We start from the raw sequence: 16,169 nt of genomic DNA, 5'->3' as shown, positions 1-16,169 counted from the left end.
TTTTCTTGAAAAAAACGTTCTTTATATTAATTGTATACATAAGCTTTTTCAGCTGTGATTTTTTCAAAAAAACAGATGATAGGGAGCCTATTGCAAGAGTTAACGAAACATATTTATATAAAGAGGATGTTGCGGATTTGGTTCCTGAAGGAACAAGTAAGGAAGATAGTTTAATCATAGTAAATGGTTATATAAATCGTTGGGCACGTCAATTGCTACTTATGGATGGTGCATTACTTAATCTTTCTGAAGAAAAACAACAAGAGTTTTCAAAATTGGTAGAGCAGTACAAAAGCGACCTATATACAAAAGCGTATTTAGAAGCTCTGGTTAAAAAGAACATAGATACAATAGTTAATGTAGATGAGGCCGAAGTATTCTACCAAGCAAATAAAGAGTCTTTCAAACTAAATGACGATTTATTGCAACTAAGATATATCAGCCTTCCACTAAATCCAATAAATTTAGATACTATCACAAAAAGATTTAAGCGATATGAACCTAAGGATAAACGTTACTTAGATTCTATTTCATTACAGTTTAAATCTTATTCTCTTAATGACTCACTTTGGGTAAAATTTAGTCAGGTTGTTGGTAAAGTTCCAGTATTAACTCAAGAAAGCAAAGACCAATTGTTAAAAAAATCTAATTTCTTACAGCTCAAAGATTCAATAAACCTATATTTGATGCATGTTAATGACATACGCTTTCAGAACGATTATGCACCAATAGACTATGTCAATAAATCCATAAAACAAATTGTGATTAATAAGCGTAAACTAGAGCTTATTAAACAACTAGAAAATGATATTTCAAAAGATGCAATTAAAAACAATAAATTTCAAATTTATAACTAACACGTTAAGTCTCTGCTTTTTTCTTTATGTCGGTACAATTGGTGCCCAAGAGATTATTCCAGATGAAGTTGTAAAAGAAAAGGTAAAGGACAGTGTTGTTAATACTTCTAGAATCAAAGCTGATGGTGTAGCCGCTGTTGTTGGTGATTTCATCGTATTAGAGTCTGATTTAGATCGAGAAATCGCTCAGCTAGAAGCGCAAGGAGCAGACTTAAGTGGCGTAACGCGTTGTGAGCTTTTTGGTAGCCTTCTAGAAAAAAAGTTATATGCGCACCAAGCTATCCAAGATAGTATCATTGTTAATGAGTTGTATATTAAATCTTTAGTAGATCAGCAAATAGAAGGTATTCTTGCACAATCTAGACAAGATATTGATTGGTTGGTAAATTACTACAAGAAAGAATCGGAGCAGGCCTTAAGAGATGAAATGTACGAGATTAATAAGAATGGTTATCTCGCTCAGGAAATGCAGAAAAAAGTAATCGACGATGTCGAGGTTACACCAGAAGAGGTGAGAACATTCTTTAATGATATCCCAAAAGACGAAAGACCAACTTTTGGTACAGAACTAAAAGTTTCGCAAATAGTTGTTATACCTGAAGTTACAGAGGAAGCTAAAAAAGCTGTAATCGAGAGGCTTAAAGGATTTAAAAAAGATGTTGAAGAAAATGGTGCTAAGTTTGCGACTAAAGCATTATTTTATTCTGAAGATTCAGGTTCTAAAAATAATGGTGGTTTATTGCCAGCAATGAATAGAAAGCAACCTAGAATGGTAAAAGAGTTTAGAGATGTGGCTTTTAATTTGCAAGAAGGTGAAATCTCTGAACCATTTGAAACAGATTTCGGATTTCATATCATTTATCTAGAAAAAATTAGAGGTCAAGAATATATAGTAAGACACATTTTATTAAGACCAGAATTAACACCAGAAACAATTGAGAAAGCCCAAGAGAAAATTGAAAAAGTAAGGGAATTAATAGTTAATGGCAAAACAACTTTTGCTGAAGCGGCTTTAGAATTTAGCGATGAAGAAGAAACAAAATTCGAAGGAGGTCGATTAACCAATCCAACAACTCAAGATTTTAATTTTGAGCTAACAAAGATGGATACAGAAATGTATACCCAAATACAAGGTCTTAAAGATGGTGAAGTGAGTCAAATAATTCAAGATGAAGACCGTGTAAACAACATTAAGTTTAAGATAATGATGGTATCTGATAGAATAGATGATCATGAAGCAGATTACGCAAGGGATTATTTGAAAATCAAAGAATTGGCACTACAAGACAAGCAAGTAAGAGCAATAGAGAAGTGGCAGAAAGAGGTAATTACAAATACCTACGTAAAGATTAATGGTGAGTATAGGAATTGTGATTATCAGAGTAATTGGTTAAAAATACAATAGTCTATGTCTGATGTTGTTGCAATCGAAAACTTCGTAAAAAAATACAAATCACTGAAGCAAGAAGTCGCTAAAGTGATTATTGGTCAAGAAGATGTTGTAGACCAAATCTTAATTTCTATTTTTTCAGGTGGGCATTCATTATTAATAGGCGTGCCTGGTTTAGCAAAAACCTTAATGGTTAATACAATTGCACAAGCACTTGGCTTGGATTTTAAGCGTATTCAGTTTACCCCAGATTTAATGCCTAGCGATATTCTTGGAAGTGAAATCTTAGATGAAGATCGTCGTTTTAAATTCATTAAAGGGCCAATTTTTGCTAACATCATTCTCGCCGACGAGATTAACAGAACTCCGCCAAAAACTCAAGCTGCACTTTTAGAAGCTATGCAAGAGCGTGCGGTAACGGTTGCTGGTCATCAATACAAATTGAGTTTACCTTACTTTGTATTGGCTACTCAGAATCCTATAGAGCAAGAAGGAACATATCCTTTGCCAGAAGCTCAGTTAGACCGTTTTATGTTTGCAATACGTTTGCAATATCCATCTTTTAAAGAAGAAGTTGAGGTTGTGAAAGCTACAACCACAGATATTCAAACGTCTGTTAACGCATTATTTTCAGCCCAAGAAATAATTGATTTTCAAAATGTAATACGTCGTATCCCAGTTGCTGATAATGTTATAGAATACGCTGTTTCTCTAGTGGCTAAAACAAGACCAAAAGAAGAAACTGCCGCAGTTATTGTAAAGGAATTTGTAGATTGGGGAGCTGGTCCAAGAGCATCACAAAATTTAATTCTTGCAGCTAAAACTCATGCTGCTACAAAAGGGAAGTTTTCTCCAGATATTGAAGATATCCAAGCTGTTGCATTTGGTATTTTGAGGCATAGAATAATTAAAAACTACAAAGCTGAAGCTGAAGGTATAAGTGATGAAAAAATCATTGAAAGCCTTTTTTAATTTCTCCTCTAGTTTTTATTCTTCTCTAAACTTGTAAATTCAGAATAATTCTAAATAAGACTAATTGTTAATTTTTTAAATAAATAACAATCTATGTGTTAATATTTAGAATAATACATACAAAAAACAACTTTTTGTGATTTATTTTCAGTGTTTTAATGATTTCTTTACATATTTTCAAAAATCCTTACTATTTCGTAAATTTGTGGCACTTTAAACTAAAATAATTATCAACCTTTAAATATACTTTATGGCTTTTGACATTGATATGATTAAAAAGGTTTATGCTAACATGACTGAGCGCGTAGATGCAGCTAGAGCCATTGTTGGAAAACCATTAACACTTTCAGAAAAAATATTATATGCCCATCTTTGGGATGGTAAACCTACAAAAGCATTTACAAGAGGTAAGGATTATGTGGATTTTGCACCAGATAGAGTGGCATGTCAAGATGCAACTGCACAAATGGCATTGCTTCAATTTATGCAAGCAGGTAAGCCAAAAGTTGCTGTTCCTACCACTGTACATTGTGATCACTTAATTCAAGCAAAAGATGGTGCAGCTACAGATTTAAAACATGCAAACAACACAAGTAGTGAAGTATTTAATTTTTTAGAATCGGTATCCAATAAATACGGAATTGGTTTCTGGAAACCAGGCGCAGGTATTATTCATCAAGTAGTATTAGAGAACTATGCATTTCCTGGTGGTATGATGATTGGTACAGATTCGCATACGGTTAATGCTGGTGGTCTAGGTATGGTAGCTATTGGTGTTGGTGGTGCAGATGCTGTAGATGTTATGGCAGGTATGGCTTGGGAACTTAAGTTTCCGAAATTAATAGGTGTAAGACTAACAGGAAAACTTTCTGGATGGACTGCACCAAAAGATGTGATTTTAAAAGTAGCGGAAATACTAACCGTAAAAGGGGGTACTGGTGCTATTGTTGAATATTTTGGCCCAGGTGCTTTATCTATGTCTTGTACAGGTAAAGGAACTATTTGTAACATGGGAGCGGAGATAGGTGCAACAACATCTACCTTTGGATATGACGATTCAATGGAGCGCTATTTACGTGCTACGGATAGATCGGATGTGGCTGATGAGGCTAACAAAATAAGAAAGTATCTTACTGCGGATGCTGAGGTATATGCTAATCCTGAGCAGTATTTTGATCAAGTTATTGATATAAATCTTTCTGAGTTAAGCCCATTATTAAATGGACCATTTACACCAGATTTATCTACAACAGTTGGTACGGAAATGACTGAAAAAGCTAAGGCTAATGACTGGCCTATGCAGGTAGAATGGGGACTTATCGGTTCTTGTACTAACTCTTCATATGAAGATTTATCAAGAGCGTCTTCTATTGCACAGCAAGCTTTAGATAAAGGATTAAAAACAAAAGCCGAGTTTGGTATTAACCCAGGCTCAGAACAGGTACGTTATACTGCTGAGCGTGATGGAATTCTTCAGGTCTTCGAAAAATTAGATGCTAAGATATTTACAAATGCTTGTGGTCCGTGTATTGGACAATGGGCTAGATATAGCGATCCCAAAAATGCACCAAAAAATAGCATTGTTCACTCGTTTAACAGAAACTTTGCTAAACGTGCTGATGGTAATCCTAATACACATGCTTTTGTTGCTTCACCAGAAATTACTGCTGCAATTGCAATTGCAGGTCGATTAGACTTTAATCCAATGACCGATACTTTGATTAACGAAAACGGTGAAGAAGTAATGTTGGACGAGCCAACAGGGTGGGAATTACCACCTAAAGGTTTTGACGTTAAGGAAAATGGTTATTTAGAGCCTGTTGCTGATGGAAGCGGAGTAGAAGTAACTGTGAAACCAGATTCAGAAAGATTACAGTTGTTAACACCTTTTGAGCCTATTGGTGATAGTATTAAAGGAGCAAAATTATTAATTAAGGCATTTGGTAAATGTACAACAGACCATATTTCTATGGCAGGACCTTGGTTACGTTTCAGAGGTCATCTAGATAATATTGCAAATAATACATTAATTGGTGCTGTAAATGCTTTTAATAAGAAGACTAACTTTGTTAAGAATCAATTGACAGGCGAGTATGGTGGTGTGCCAGATACACAGAGAGCATATAAGAAAAATGGTATTTTGTCTGTTGTTGTTGGTGATCATAATTATGGAGAAGGATCTTCTAGAGAACATGCAGCTATGCAACCTAGACATCTAGGTGTTGCTGCTGTAATTGTTAAATCTTTTGCACGTATCCATGAAACCAATCTTAAAAAGCAAGGTATGTTAGGTCTTACTTTTGCTAATGAAGTAGATTACGATTTAATTCAAGAAGATGATACCTTCAACTTCTTAGATTTAAATGAGTTTGCTCCAGATAAGCAGTTACACGTAGAAGTCGTGCATACTGATGGTTCTAAAGATGTTATTGCTTTAAACCATACTTATAATGATGCCCAAATAGAATGGTACAAAGAAGGATCTGCACTTAATTTAATTAAAAAGCAAAACGCTAAATAAATTATAATTTTATTTGACATAACTTAACTCTCAGTTTATATAGCTGAGAGTTTTTTATTTTGATTGAAAGGTATAACAAAATTTATCGACCTACTATTCAACTCAATCATAATACTTCTAAAATGAAAGCGCTCTGGTTTTTCGAAGATGTTAATCTATTTAAACTTCTTTGCCCACATAAATTTAAACAGTATAAAGATTGCCATACTTTTGATAAATATAAAAAGCAAGATTACATCTATTTTCAAAATGACTCTTCTAATAAGGTTTATCTGATAGAAAATGGTAAAGTTAAAATAGGATATTATACTGAGGATGGTGAAGAAGTAGTAAAAGCCATTTTAACGAAGGGTGAATTGTTTGGTGAAAAGGCAATTTTAGGTGAGAGAAAACGTGAAGAATTTGCTCAGTCGTTAGACAATCTAACATCTATTTGTCCAATAGGTGTAGACACCATGCACGATCTTATGCGAGATAACCAAACATTTAGTTTTAGGGTTTATAAGTTTATAGGGTTTAAGTTTAAAAAATTAGAAAGAAGACTTCAATTGTTACTTTTTAAGGATTCTAAAACACGTTTAATGGAATTTTTAGAAGAACTTTGCTCCGATTATGGTTATGATTGTAAAGAAACTGGGGATCATGTTATTAACCACCCTTATACTCAAAAGGATATTGCGTCGTTAATAGGTGTTTCTAGACCAACATTAAATATTTTAATGAATGAACTAAAAGAGGCAGATATTATTGATTTTAATAGGCGACAAATTAGAATATTCAGCACTTCGGCTTAACTTTGTAATTAATGAAAGCAATACTCAACAAAAGCAATATTATTTTTCTTGTTATAATTTTGCTATTAATAATACCACAAACAAGACAGCCTATACAGATATGGTTTCATAAAGGATTAAGTTACTTAAATCAATCAACTTTAATTGATAATTCTGAAAGGATAAAAATTGCTAATACCAATTGGCAGTTGCAGTCAGACAATGGTACAACACTAAATTTTGAATCTACCCAAGGAGAAGTGACGCTTATAAATTTTTGGGCAACATGGTGCCCACCTTGTATTGCAGAAATGCCGAGCCTTCAGGAAATATATAACGATTATGGTGACAAAGTAAAATTCATCTTCGTTACAAATGATGATTTTGAAATTGTTAATAAATTTAAATCAAAAAGAAACTACACCTTCGAGGTTTATAACTCAATAACTGAAATACCACAAGAATTAGTGACCAAATCGATACCTCGTACATTCATTATAAATAAAAATAACGAAATTGTAATAGACGAATCTGGAGCTGTAGATTGGAACAGTGATAATGTTCGTAGTCAACTAGACCAACTACTTTCTGAATAAACTATTTAAAGTATTTAAAAGGAACAATCAACATCCCAAAATTTTCACCATCTTCTTTGCCTAAGTGTTTATGGTGAATTTTGTGAGCACGTCTTACACCTCTTGCGTATTTATTGTCAATATTTCTAAGCCATTTAAAACGCTGGTGTATGAATATGTCATGTACTACAAAATAGGCTATGCCATAAAATAAAATACCCAAACCTATTGGTAATGTGTACCATACATCTTCATAATTCCAAAGGTAAAAACAGATCATACTCACAACCGCATAAAAGATAAAAAAGGCATCATTGCGTTCAAACCAGCTATCATGATCTTTATGGTGGTGGTCTTTGTGCAAACTCCATAAAAATCCATGCATAATATATTTATGGGTAAACCAGGCGTTAAACTCCATTATAAAAAAGGTTCCTAAAAAAATTAAAATCCAATAAACAGTTTGCATGATTTTCTTGGTTTTTTGTTATAATAAATTTAATTGATATTTTACATAACTACGCGTAAGTAGCTCAATTTTCTTATAGTTTGGGACACGTATTCTTGCAGATTTTATCTCTAAAGCAGGTGTTTTTTTAAGTTTTTGTAATAGTTTATTGTAATAACGATAAGCCATAAATACACCAAAACGAGCCTCTAGAGGTAAACGTTTTATGCCTTGTAAACCTTTAGAAAAGTCGGCTTCAATATCTTTAATAATAGCTTGTTTTGAAACTTCATCTAGATGATTTAAGTCTGTATTTGGGAAATAAGTTCTACTCAAGTCTTCAAAATCTGCTTTTAAGTCTCTTAAGAAATTTACTTTTTGAAAAGCAGAACCTAAGCTCATGGCAGAATCTTTAAGGTCTTCATATTTTTCATTATCACCTTTTACAAAAACTTTTAAGCACATAAGACCAACAACATCAGCCGAACCGTAAATGTAAGCTTTATATTCATCTTCCGTGAGATAGTCTTTTTTATGTAAATCTAATCTCATGCTCTTCATAAAAGCTTCAACTAAATGTTTATCTATATTATATCTATGAAAGGTTTCTTGAAAGGAATTAAGAATTGGATTAAGACTTATTTTATGTACTAAGGCAGATTCTAAATCTGCTTCAAAAGCATTGAAGAGTTTCTCTTTATCATATGCATGGAACGTGTCCACAATCTCATCAGCAAAGCGTACAAATCCATAGATGTTGTAAATGTCTTGTCTAATGCTTTCTGATAGCATTTTGGTAGCCATAGAAAATGATGTGCTGTATGCATTGGTTACCATCTTGCTACACTCCTTAGAAACGTTGTCAAAAATTGATTTCATAATATTAATGTCTTTTTCTTAGCAATAAAACTTCATTTTTGTGGATTAGTTCTGCAACCAATTTCCCGGATATTAATGATGGAGGTACGCCTGGTCCAGGCACAGTTAATTGCCCTGTAAAGTATAGTCCATCTACTTTTTTGCTTTTTAATTTTGGTCTTAAAAATGCAGTTTGTCTTAGTGTATTAGCCATACCATAGGCATTACCTTTATATGAGTTGTATTCGCTAATAAAGTCATTTACACAAAATGATTCTTTAAATAGAATACTTTCTTTTACATCTTGGTGCGTTAGACTTTCGAAACGGTTTATTATAATGTCAAAATATTGCTGTCTTAACTCTGGTGTATCCTCTAAACCTGGTGCAATAGGTATGAGAAAAAAACCTGTTTCACAACCTTTTGGTGCCATGCTTTCATCTGTTACTGAAGGGAAGTTAACATAAAATAATGGATTTTCGGGCCATTTAGGGGAATCATATATATCTTCAGCATGATTTTCGAAGTCAGTATCAAAGAATAAATTATGATGTTCTATGTTTTCTAGCTTCTTGTCAAATCCAACATAAAACAATAGTGACGATGGTGCAAAAGTCCGTTTTTCCCAATAACCTTCGGAGTATTGTCTGTATTGTTTTTCTAATAAAGTTTCGGTATGGTGATAATCTGCACCACTCAATACACAATCTGATGCAATAAATATTCCGTTGACTGTGATGCCTTTAGTTTTTCCGTTCTCAACATGAATTGCTTCAACATTACTGTTGGTATGTATAGTAACACCCAAACTTTCTGCCAAACTTTTCATTGCCTTTATAATTTCGTACATACCACCTTTTGGATGCCATGTTCCAAGGCCAAAGTCTGCGAAATTCATAAAACTGTAAAACGATGGTGTTTGATTAGGTTTTGCACCTAAAAACAAAACCGGAAACTCTAAAGTTGAAATGAGCTTTGGATTTTTAAAATTTTTCCTAACCTCAGAACTTATAGTTTTAAAAAAGCGATCTACTCTTGTAACTGTATCTTTTGTTACTAATTCAAATGGTGAAATTCCAGGTTTAAGAACCACTTTGTTTATAGCTATATCATAATGGTCTTGGGCTTGCGCAATGAATTTACGGAGAGGCTTAGAGCTGCCAGTTTCTATACGTTCAAACTCTTCACAGATTTGATCCATATGATCACCTATTGTAATAACTTCATCTGAAAAGAAAATTTTGTAAGCAGGACTTAGCTTATCGAGTTTATAATAATCACTGGTGCTTTTACCAAAATCATTGAAAAATTTCTCAAATATGTCTGGCATCCAATACCAACTCGGACCAATATCAAAAGTGAAACCATCTTTTATGAACTGTCTTGCTCTTCCGCCTACGGTATCATTCTTTTCAAAAACCGATACTTTGTAGTTAGCCTTGGCTAAATAGCAAGCTGCAGATAGCGAAGAGAAACCAGAGCCTATAATTGATATTGATCTACTCATTATTTGAGGTTGCTTGTTAGAGATTTTATACTTTTAAAAGCTGACACGCCTTTAGGCAGTTTATCTAAGTCTAAGGTGTTCAGCATCTGACCTAAAATCCAAAGTTTCGTATTTGAGTTTTTAATCATCAATTGGCTAAAATCTTCAATGTATTTTTCAATCTCGTTCTTTTCTGGTTTCACTGTGAAATAAGAAATATATATAAGTTCGTCATAATAATTTTTTAGATCGATTAAACTTTCAAGAGGTACGCTCATACCTAATAAAATGGATTGATAACCTTTACTAACTAGTTGATGATTAATAAATAACAGACCTAACTCATGTATTTCATTTTCAGGTAAATAAAGAACAAAGGTTTTATTAGATTTATTTATTTGCTTAGACTGTGCCTTCTCTGTATTTATGAGTATTTTTTGGCGTAACAAAGACGTTAAAAAATGTTCGTGAGCAGGAGTAATAGTATCTGTTTGCCATAATAGTCCGATTTCAGTTAGAAGTGGAATGAAAATGTCATAGAATATGTCTTCAAAATCTTTTTCCTTTAATAAGGATTCATAGGTTTTATAAAATAACACCTGATCAAAATTTAACATCGATAATTTGAAGGCGTTTATTGCATGACTTTCTGAATTACTTTCTTCAGCAATTTCTCTAACTAAATTTGGTATTTTGTCTTCTTCAAGTGTGGCTATTTTAGAAATTTTATAGCCATTGTTATTCAAGTAGCTTACATTTAATAATTTTTGAAAGCTGGCTAAATCATAGTATCGTATATTAGTATCTGTACGTTTAGGCTCTAATAAATTGTAGCGCTTCTCCCATATTCTTATTGTGTGCGCTTTAATTCCTGTAAGATTTTCTAAATCTTTAATACTGAATTGATTTTTGATATTGTTCATTTTTTAGTAAAAATGTTTAAACAAAAATAATATTTATACTAATTAATACTACAGAATTAACAAAATTTAAATAAAAAAAGAGTTATTGATAATTTTCAAACCGGGAAAAGAAAAAGAATCGAAAATTAATAGAGATTTGTGCGCACGAGAAGACTCGAACTTCCACGACCTAAATGGTCACTGGCCCCTCAAGCCAGCGCGTCTACCAATTCCGCCACGTGCGCAAAATGAAAAGTAAATATAAAAAAAAAGCTAAGCATTTTAGCTTAACTTTTGTGACCGGGCTGGGGTTCGAACCCAGGACCCTAACATTAAAAGTGTTATGCTCTACCAGCTGAGCTACCCGGTCATTAAGATGTTCTCTTAAATGAGGGTGCAAATATAAAATGTTTAATTAATAAAACAATACTTTTTCTACTTAAATTTTTGTTTTTTTGTCTTGATTGAGTTCAATATATAAATTTTAATTATTTAAGTCTTATGATAGTTGTTTTAATGGGTTATATGGGTTCCGGTAAATCTACCATTGGTAAGAATTTAGCTACTGTACTGAATTATAGTTTTTTAGACTTAGATGATTATATTTCCGATAGAGAAAGTAACACAATTACTGATTTATTTAAAAATAGAGGTGAAATATATTTTAGAAAGAAGGAGTCATTTTATTTGAATGAAATTTTAGACACTGATGAAGATATTGTCTTGGCATTAGGTGGTGGAACGCCTTGTTATGGTAATAATTTAAATTTACTTTTTAGTAATTCTAGGGTAGAACTATTTTATTTAAAATTATCTATACCACTCCTAGTTGAAAGATTGCTCAAAGAAAAAGAAAGTAGGCCTTTAATTAGTCACTTAAATACCAGGGATGAACTCACAGAATTTATTGGCAAACATCTTTTTGAGCGTTCGCAATTCTACAATAAGGCGCCTAATATTATTACTACAGATTTTAAATCTGAGAAAGATATTGTAGAAGAAATTTTAATGTCCTTAATCTAAATAAGCTTCATAGGGTTGTTTAGATAAGTTAACATGAACATGCTCGAATAGAGAAGTAGATAAGGATATACCTTTAAAATCAGCTTTTACAGGAAATTTTTTGTGGTTTCTGTTTACCAATACTGCGGTTTTGAATTTTTTAAGCGGCACATCCAAAAAGTGTTTAATCCCATAAATCAGGGTGCTACCAGAGTTCAACACATCATCAATCAATACTATTGACTTATTAGCATAATCTTCACTTTTAATTGATGTTGAAATAGGGTTTGTTGGTTCTTCTTTGTCAACCGTAACCTTGCAAAGTATAGAATTAATATCTGAAATCTTATCTAGCTGAGATTTAATTTTCTTAGCTAATATGTAACCATTACTTTCAATACCAGCAATAACGATTTCTGATTCGTTTACATTACTTTCATAAATTTGATATGCAATACGTCTTATTTTGTGCTCTATTTCCTTATGGCTTAAAATAGTATTTTTTGTAAGTGCCATGTTATGTTTTTTTTTTAGGTTTTAATTAGAAATACTAACAATCAATAATTAAACTTAATCACAGTCGCTCAAAGATAAAAAACAGTTCTTTACCTTGCCTTTCTTTTATAGAATTTGTTGAGCGCTCAAGTATTTTAATTTTAAAATGTTTGCTAAAAAGATTTTCATATTCATCTAAGCTACCTCCAAAAGGTGGACCAGATTCTGTAAATGGGAAATCAAATAACAAGCCAACTAATTTACCATTAGGTTTTAATAATTGAAACATTTTTTCTGCGTATGGTTTTCTCAAATCAGGATTTAATGCACAGAAGAAAGTTTGTTCAATGATAAGATCAAACTTTTTGTTAAGCTCAAAAAAATCTTGATGCAATAATTGTTCATTGGGAAAATCTTGAACCCTATTTTTTAAGTTTTCTAATGGTTGCTTTGCAATATCTAAAACAAAAGTATTGTTAAATCCCTCATTCCATAACAATTCAGCTTCAAAGCTGTTCCCTGCACCAGGAATTAAAATAGAAGTGGATTTATCATATAACTGTTCAATATAACCCTGTATAGGTGGTGATGCGTAACCAATATTCCATCCGGTTTTATTGTCTTTGTATCTGTTGTCCCAATATGCTTTGTCAAATTTATTCTTCTTCATCTTCATAAAAACTATCTATATCTCGTCTATCTTTTTTAGTAGGTCTTCCAGTTCCTTTTTTACGATAATAATCCTTACTATACTTTAGAAGTTCTTTTGCTACAAAAGATTCTTTAGGAGTTGTATCAGTTCTGTATATATCTAAAAGCTTTGCCCCAACACGGTTGGGAGGTAAATCGTTAATTGTAAGCTTATAGGTAATTTGATCTTTTCTTAACTCTATTTTATCAGTTGGGAAAACCTCTCGAGATGGCTTTGCTACTACATCATTAATCTTTACTTGTCCTTTTTTGCAGGCTTGGGTTGCTATACTTCGTGTCTTATAATAGCGTACACACCAAAGATATTTATCAATTCGCATATATTTTTAACTAAAATCTACGTTAACCTTTTGACGTAAAAATATTAATTTAATGTATCTTGCGCCACATATTAAAGCAATAATGAACACTTGATTAGATTTGTAGTTAGTCTTATCAAAATAATTAAATTGAATATGAAATCAATAAAATTTATAGTTTACCTAGTATTTGTATCGATTTTGGTGATTGCTTGTGAGGATGATGATATTACTGTCCCAAATGTAGAGATTAGAGATAGAGGTGAGCAACAATTAGCGGATAGCGATTCTCTTGTAGCCTATCTCTCTACTCATTATTACAACTCAGATTTTTTTCTGACAGGAACAAATCATAAGTATAGCGATATAGTTATTACGGAACTTGGTGAAGGAGAAGATGTCCCTGCAGGACATACTTTACTCCTGGATGCAGTAGAAACTCATACTACAACTTATGAAGAAACAGACTACGAGTATTATGTTTTAAGACTCAATCAAGGTGGTGGCGAATCCCCAAGATTTACTGATCGTGTAAGAGTAAGATATGAGGGGTTTTCTGTTGACTCTGGTGAAGTTTTTGATTCTCGTGCAACACCCGAGGATTTTTCACTTACTGGTGTTGTTTTTGGTACAGGACTTATAAGAGGCTGGCAATTAATTTTGCCTCAATTTTCAACTTCTACAGATTTTGTTTTAAATAGTGGTATTGTAGAGTATAATAATTATGGTTTAGGTATGATGTTTTTACCATCAGGATTGGCTTATTTTTCTGGAACAGCCTCAGGTTCAATATCTGCATATTCTAATCTAATTTTTAAGTTTGAATTATTGCAATATGAAGAAGTGGACCATGATGGTGACGGAATACCTTCTTATGTTGAAGATTTAAATGTCAACTTGGATGTGTTAGATGATGACACAGATGGAGATTTAGCTCCAAATTATATTGATTTAGATGACGATGGCGATGGTGTTAATACCTTTGATGAGTTAATATCAAACACCTATACAGTTGATACAAATATAGGAGAAACAGAACCTGTTCTGGCAAATAACGAATATGAGGTGAGTAGATCAACAACTAACGGCGTTATTACCATTAATACAGTAACTGTTGTTGATGCAGATAGTAATGGCACACCAGACTACCTTCAAGAAGATGTATCCACTAATTATAATGAAGAAGAAGGGTGATTGTCCTACACATAATAATAAAAATAAGAGAAGCCGCTAATTAGCGGCTTCTTCATATATAACTATTTTCATTTTATAATGCTATGGACAAGCTCAATATCAATTGATCTGGTCTAGTATCTATTCTACTGGCAACACCAGTGCCTAAATTGTTATTAATAAATGTGGCCTCATTATCATTAAAACCTCGTTCATATCTCAAGTCAATGCCAACTTTATTAAAACTTAGACCTATACCAAAATTTAGCCCCACAGAGAAATCGTCTTCAATATTATCAATATTGATACCTTCAAATTCTGTATCCAAAATATATTGTAAAGAAGGTCCTCCAAATACACTTACTGGTCCTATGACCTTCATACCAACCAAAAGCGGTGCATCTATTTTCTTCACATTAAAAGTATTGCTGTCGTAATCACTTTTGGTAGTTGTATAAAAGAGTTCCGGTCTAAAGTATAACCTATCACCAATTTTTCCGAAAAGACCTATATGATAGCCAATATTTCGATCTGGATTTTTAGCATTGTCACCAATGGACTCGAAATAATCACCATTTGCGCTGTAATTTAAGCCAGCTTTAAAACCAAAAGCACTTCCTTTTTGAGCATTAGCACTTAGTCCAATGAATGCAAGAATAACAGCAAAAAATGCTGTCTTTTTCAAATTTTTCATAATGTTCGTTTTTAAGATTAGGTATATAATATCAAAAACGTTTCCAAAATGAAGTTATTTTCTTTTTAGGACTTTTTTTGCTGCTTTTTGTATTGCAGCACTATTTAACTCATATTTATCCAAGAGTTGTTCAGGCGTGCCAGATTCACCAAATGTATCTTTTGTAGCAACAAACTCTTGAGGTGTTGGCTTATTAAGTGCTAAAACTCTAGCAACACTTTCTCCAAGACCACCTAAATAGTTATGTTCTTCAGCAGTAACAATACAGCCTGTTTTAGACACAGAGTCTAAAATAGCTTTATCGTCAAGTGGTTTTATGGTATGAATATTTATTACTTCTGCACTAATTCCATTTTCATTTAATTCTTTAGCAGCTTCTAGAGCTTCCCAAACTAAATGACCAGTTGCTACTATGGTTACATCATTACCGTCAGTTAGCTTTACTGCTTTTCCAATTTCAAATTCACCATTTTCTGGTGTGAAATTAGGTACTTTAGGACGGCCAAATCTTAAATATACAGGACCGTGATGCTTTGCTATAGCTAAAGTTGCAGCTTTAGTTTGGTTGTAATCACAAGTATTAATCACAGTCATTCCAGGAAGCATCTTCATTAATCCGATGTCTTCAAGAATTTGATGTGTAGCTCCATCTTCACCTAGTGTAACACCAGCATGTGAAGCACAGATTTTTACATTTTTATGAGAATAAGCTACACTCTGGCGTATTTGGTCATAAACTCTACCTGTTGAGAAATTGGCAAATGTACCAGTAAAAGGAATTTTACCTCCTATAGTCATACCAGCGGCCATGCCAATCATATTGGCCTCAGCTATACCAACTTGAAAGAAACGTTCAGGGTGATTTGCTTTAAAATCATCCATTTTAAGAGATCCGGTCAGGTCGGCACAAAGTGCAACAACATTTTCATTTGTTTGTCCTAACTCTGTTAATCCAGCTCCAAAACCAGAGCGTGTATCTTTACTTCCTGTATTTGTATATGTTTTCATTCTAT

At 32.8% G+C, this 16,169-nt stretch carries 17 protein-coding genes and 2 tRNA genes; 8 read left to right on the top strand and 11 right to left on the bottom strand.

Going from position 1 to position 16,169, the window contains the following annotated elements:
* Positions 1 to 5: 5 nt before the first annotated feature.
* From ACPX19_RS00300 to ACPX19_RS00275, 6 genes are all read left to right on the top strand, one after another.
* Positions 6 to 857, top strand: coding sequence for a peptidyl-prolyl cis-trans isomerase (locus ACPX19_RS00300; protein ID WP_426430821.1), 852 nt, complete (start codon positions 6 to 8; stop codon positions 855 to 857).
* Positions 805 to 2,262, top strand: coding sequence for a peptidylprolyl isomerase (locus tag ACPX19_RS00295; RefSeq protein ID WP_426430820.1), 1,458 nt, complete (start codon positions 805 to 807; stop codon positions 2,260 to 2,262). The genes ACPX19_RS00300 and ACPX19_RS00295 overlap by 53 nt, the downstream gene beginning before the upstream one ends.
* A gap of 3 nt (positions 2,263 to 2,265) precedes the next feature.
* Positions 2,266 to 3,219, top strand: a complete 954-nt coding sequence (locus ACPX19_RS00290) for an AAA family ATPase (RefSeq protein ID WP_426430819.1) — start codon at positions 2,266 to 2,268, stop codon at positions 3,217 to 3,219.
* Between the two features lie 250 nt (positions 3,220 to 3,469).
* Positions 3,470 to 5,740, top strand: coding sequence for an aconitate hydratase (locus ACPX19_RS00285; RefSeq protein WP_426430818.1), 2,271 nt, complete (start codon positions 3,470 to 3,472; stop codon positions 5,738 to 5,740).
* Positions 5,741 to 5,862: 122 nt separating this feature from the next.
* Positions 5,863 to 6,534 carry a Crp/Fnr family transcriptional regulator gene (locus tag ACPX19_RS00280; RefSeq protein ID WP_426430817.1) on the top strand — a complete coding sequence of 224 codons (672 nt, stop codon included), beginning with the start codon at positions 5,863 to 5,865 and terminating at the stop codon, positions 6,532 to 6,534.
* A gap of 11 nt (positions 6,535 to 6,545) precedes the next feature.
* Positions 6,546 to 7,109: a TlpA family protein disulfide reductase gene (locus ACPX19_RS00275; RefSeq protein WP_426430816.1), complete on the top strand. Its 564-nt coding sequence runs from the start codon at positions 6,546 to 6,548 to the stop codon at positions 7,107 to 7,109.
* Position 7,110: 1 nt separating this feature from the next.
* Here ACPX19_RS00275 and ACPX19_RS00270 read toward each other — a convergent pair whose 3' ends face one another.
* From ACPX19_RS00270 to ACPX19_RS00245, 6 genes are all read right to left on the bottom strand, one after another.
* Positions 7,111 to 7,557: a beta-carotene hydroxylase gene (locus ACPX19_RS00270; RefSeq protein ID WP_426430815.1), complete on the bottom strand. Its 447-nt coding sequence runs from the start codon at positions 7,555 to 7,557 to the stop codon at positions 7,111 to 7,113.
* An 18-nt stretch (positions 7,558 to 7,575) separates the two neighbouring features.
* A complete protein-coding gene (locus tag ACPX19_RS00265) occupies positions 7,576 to 8,415 on the bottom strand; it encodes a phytoene/squalene synthase family protein (protein WP_426430814.1) in 840 nt (279 codons plus the stop codon).
* A gap of 4 nt (positions 8,416 to 8,419) precedes the next feature.
* Positions 8,420 to 9,901, bottom strand: a complete 1,482-nt coding sequence (locus tag ACPX19_RS00260) for a phytoene desaturase family protein (protein WP_426430813.1) — start codon at positions 9,899 to 9,901, stop codon at positions 8,420 to 8,422.
* Positions 9,901 to 10,803 carry a MerR family transcriptional regulator gene (locus ACPX19_RS00255; protein ID WP_426430812.1) on the bottom strand — a complete coding sequence of 301 codons (903 nt, stop codon included), beginning with the start codon at positions 10,801 to 10,803 and terminating at the stop codon, positions 9,901 to 9,903. Before ACPX19_RS00255 ends, ACPX19_RS00260 begins: the two co-directional genes overlap by 1 nt.
* A 139-nt stretch (positions 10,804 to 10,942) precedes the next feature.
* Positions 10,943 to 11,027, bottom strand: a tRNA-Leu gene (locus ACPX19_RS00250).
* Between the two features lie 52 nt (positions 11,028 to 11,079).
* Positions 11,080 to 11,152, bottom strand: a tRNA-Lys gene (locus tag ACPX19_RS00245).
* 155 nt (positions 11,153 to 11,307) lie between these two features.
* On the opposite strand from ACPX19_RS00245, the gene ACPX19_RS00240 reads away from it, so the two are divergent.
* Entirely contained in the window at positions 11,308 to 11,805 is a 498-nt protein-coding gene (locus ACPX19_RS00240) for a shikimate kinase (protein WP_426430811.1), read from the top strand.
* Here the strand turns inward: ACPX19_RS00240 and ACPX19_RS00235 are convergent.
* Genes ACPX19_RS00235 through ACPX19_RS00225 form a run of 3 tightly spaced genes read right to left on the bottom strand, consistent with a single transcriptional unit; the run spans position 11,797 to position 13,310 of the window.
* On the bottom strand, positions 11,797 to 12,300 hold the full coding sequence (locus ACPX19_RS00235; RefSeq protein WP_426430810.1) for a phosphoribosyltransferase family protein: 504 nt from the start codon (positions 12,298 to 12,300) through the stop codon (positions 11,797 to 11,799). The genes ACPX19_RS00240 and ACPX19_RS00235 overlap by 9 nt on opposite strands.
* A 58-nt stretch (positions 12,301 to 12,358) precedes the next feature.
* Positions 12,359 to 12,949 carry a methyltransferase domain-containing protein gene (locus ACPX19_RS00230; RefSeq protein ID WP_426430809.1) on the bottom strand — a complete coding sequence of 197 codons (591 nt, stop codon included), beginning with the start codon at positions 12,947 to 12,949 and terminating at the stop codon, positions 12,359 to 12,361.
* Positions 12,936 to 13,310 (bottom strand): RNA-binding S4 domain-containing protein, encoded by a 375-nt coding sequence (locus ACPX19_RS00225; RefSeq protein ID WP_426430808.1) that lies wholly within the window; start codon positions 13,308 to 13,310, stop codon positions 12,936 to 12,938. Before ACPX19_RS00225 ends, ACPX19_RS00230 begins: the two co-directional genes overlap by 14 nt.
* A 135-nt stretch (positions 13,311 to 13,445) precedes the next feature.
* Between ACPX19_RS00225 and ACPX19_RS00220 the strand changes: the two genes are divergently transcribed.
* Positions 13,446 to 14,483 (top strand): FKBP-type peptidyl-prolyl cis-trans isomerase, encoded by a 1,038-nt coding sequence (locus tag ACPX19_RS00220; protein WP_426430807.1) that lies wholly within the window; start codon positions 13,446 to 13,448, stop codon positions 14,481 to 14,483.
* Positions 14,484 to 14,556: 73 nt separating this feature from the next.
* Here ACPX19_RS00220 and ACPX19_RS00215 read toward each other — a convergent pair whose 3' ends face one another.
* Complete coding sequence (locus ACPX19_RS00215) at positions 14,557 to 15,147, bottom strand: outer membrane beta-barrel protein (RefSeq protein WP_426432404.1); 591 nt, start codon at positions 15,145 to 15,147, stop codon at positions 14,557 to 14,559.
* Between the two features lie 63 nt (positions 15,148 to 15,210).
* Positions 15,211 to 16,164: a transketolase family protein gene (locus ACPX19_RS00210; RefSeq protein ID WP_426430806.1), complete on the bottom strand. Its 954-nt coding sequence runs from the start codon at positions 16,162 to 16,164 to the stop codon at positions 15,211 to 15,213.
* Positions 16,165 to 16,169: the final 5 nt, after the last annotated feature.

This window comes from Winogradskyella sp. HB-48 (assembly GCF_049942685.1).
GTDB lineage: Bacteria > Bacteroidota > Bacteroidia > Flavobacteriales > Flavobacteriaceae > Winogradskyella.
This window is presented reverse-complemented; position numbering and strand designations above follow the sequence as displayed.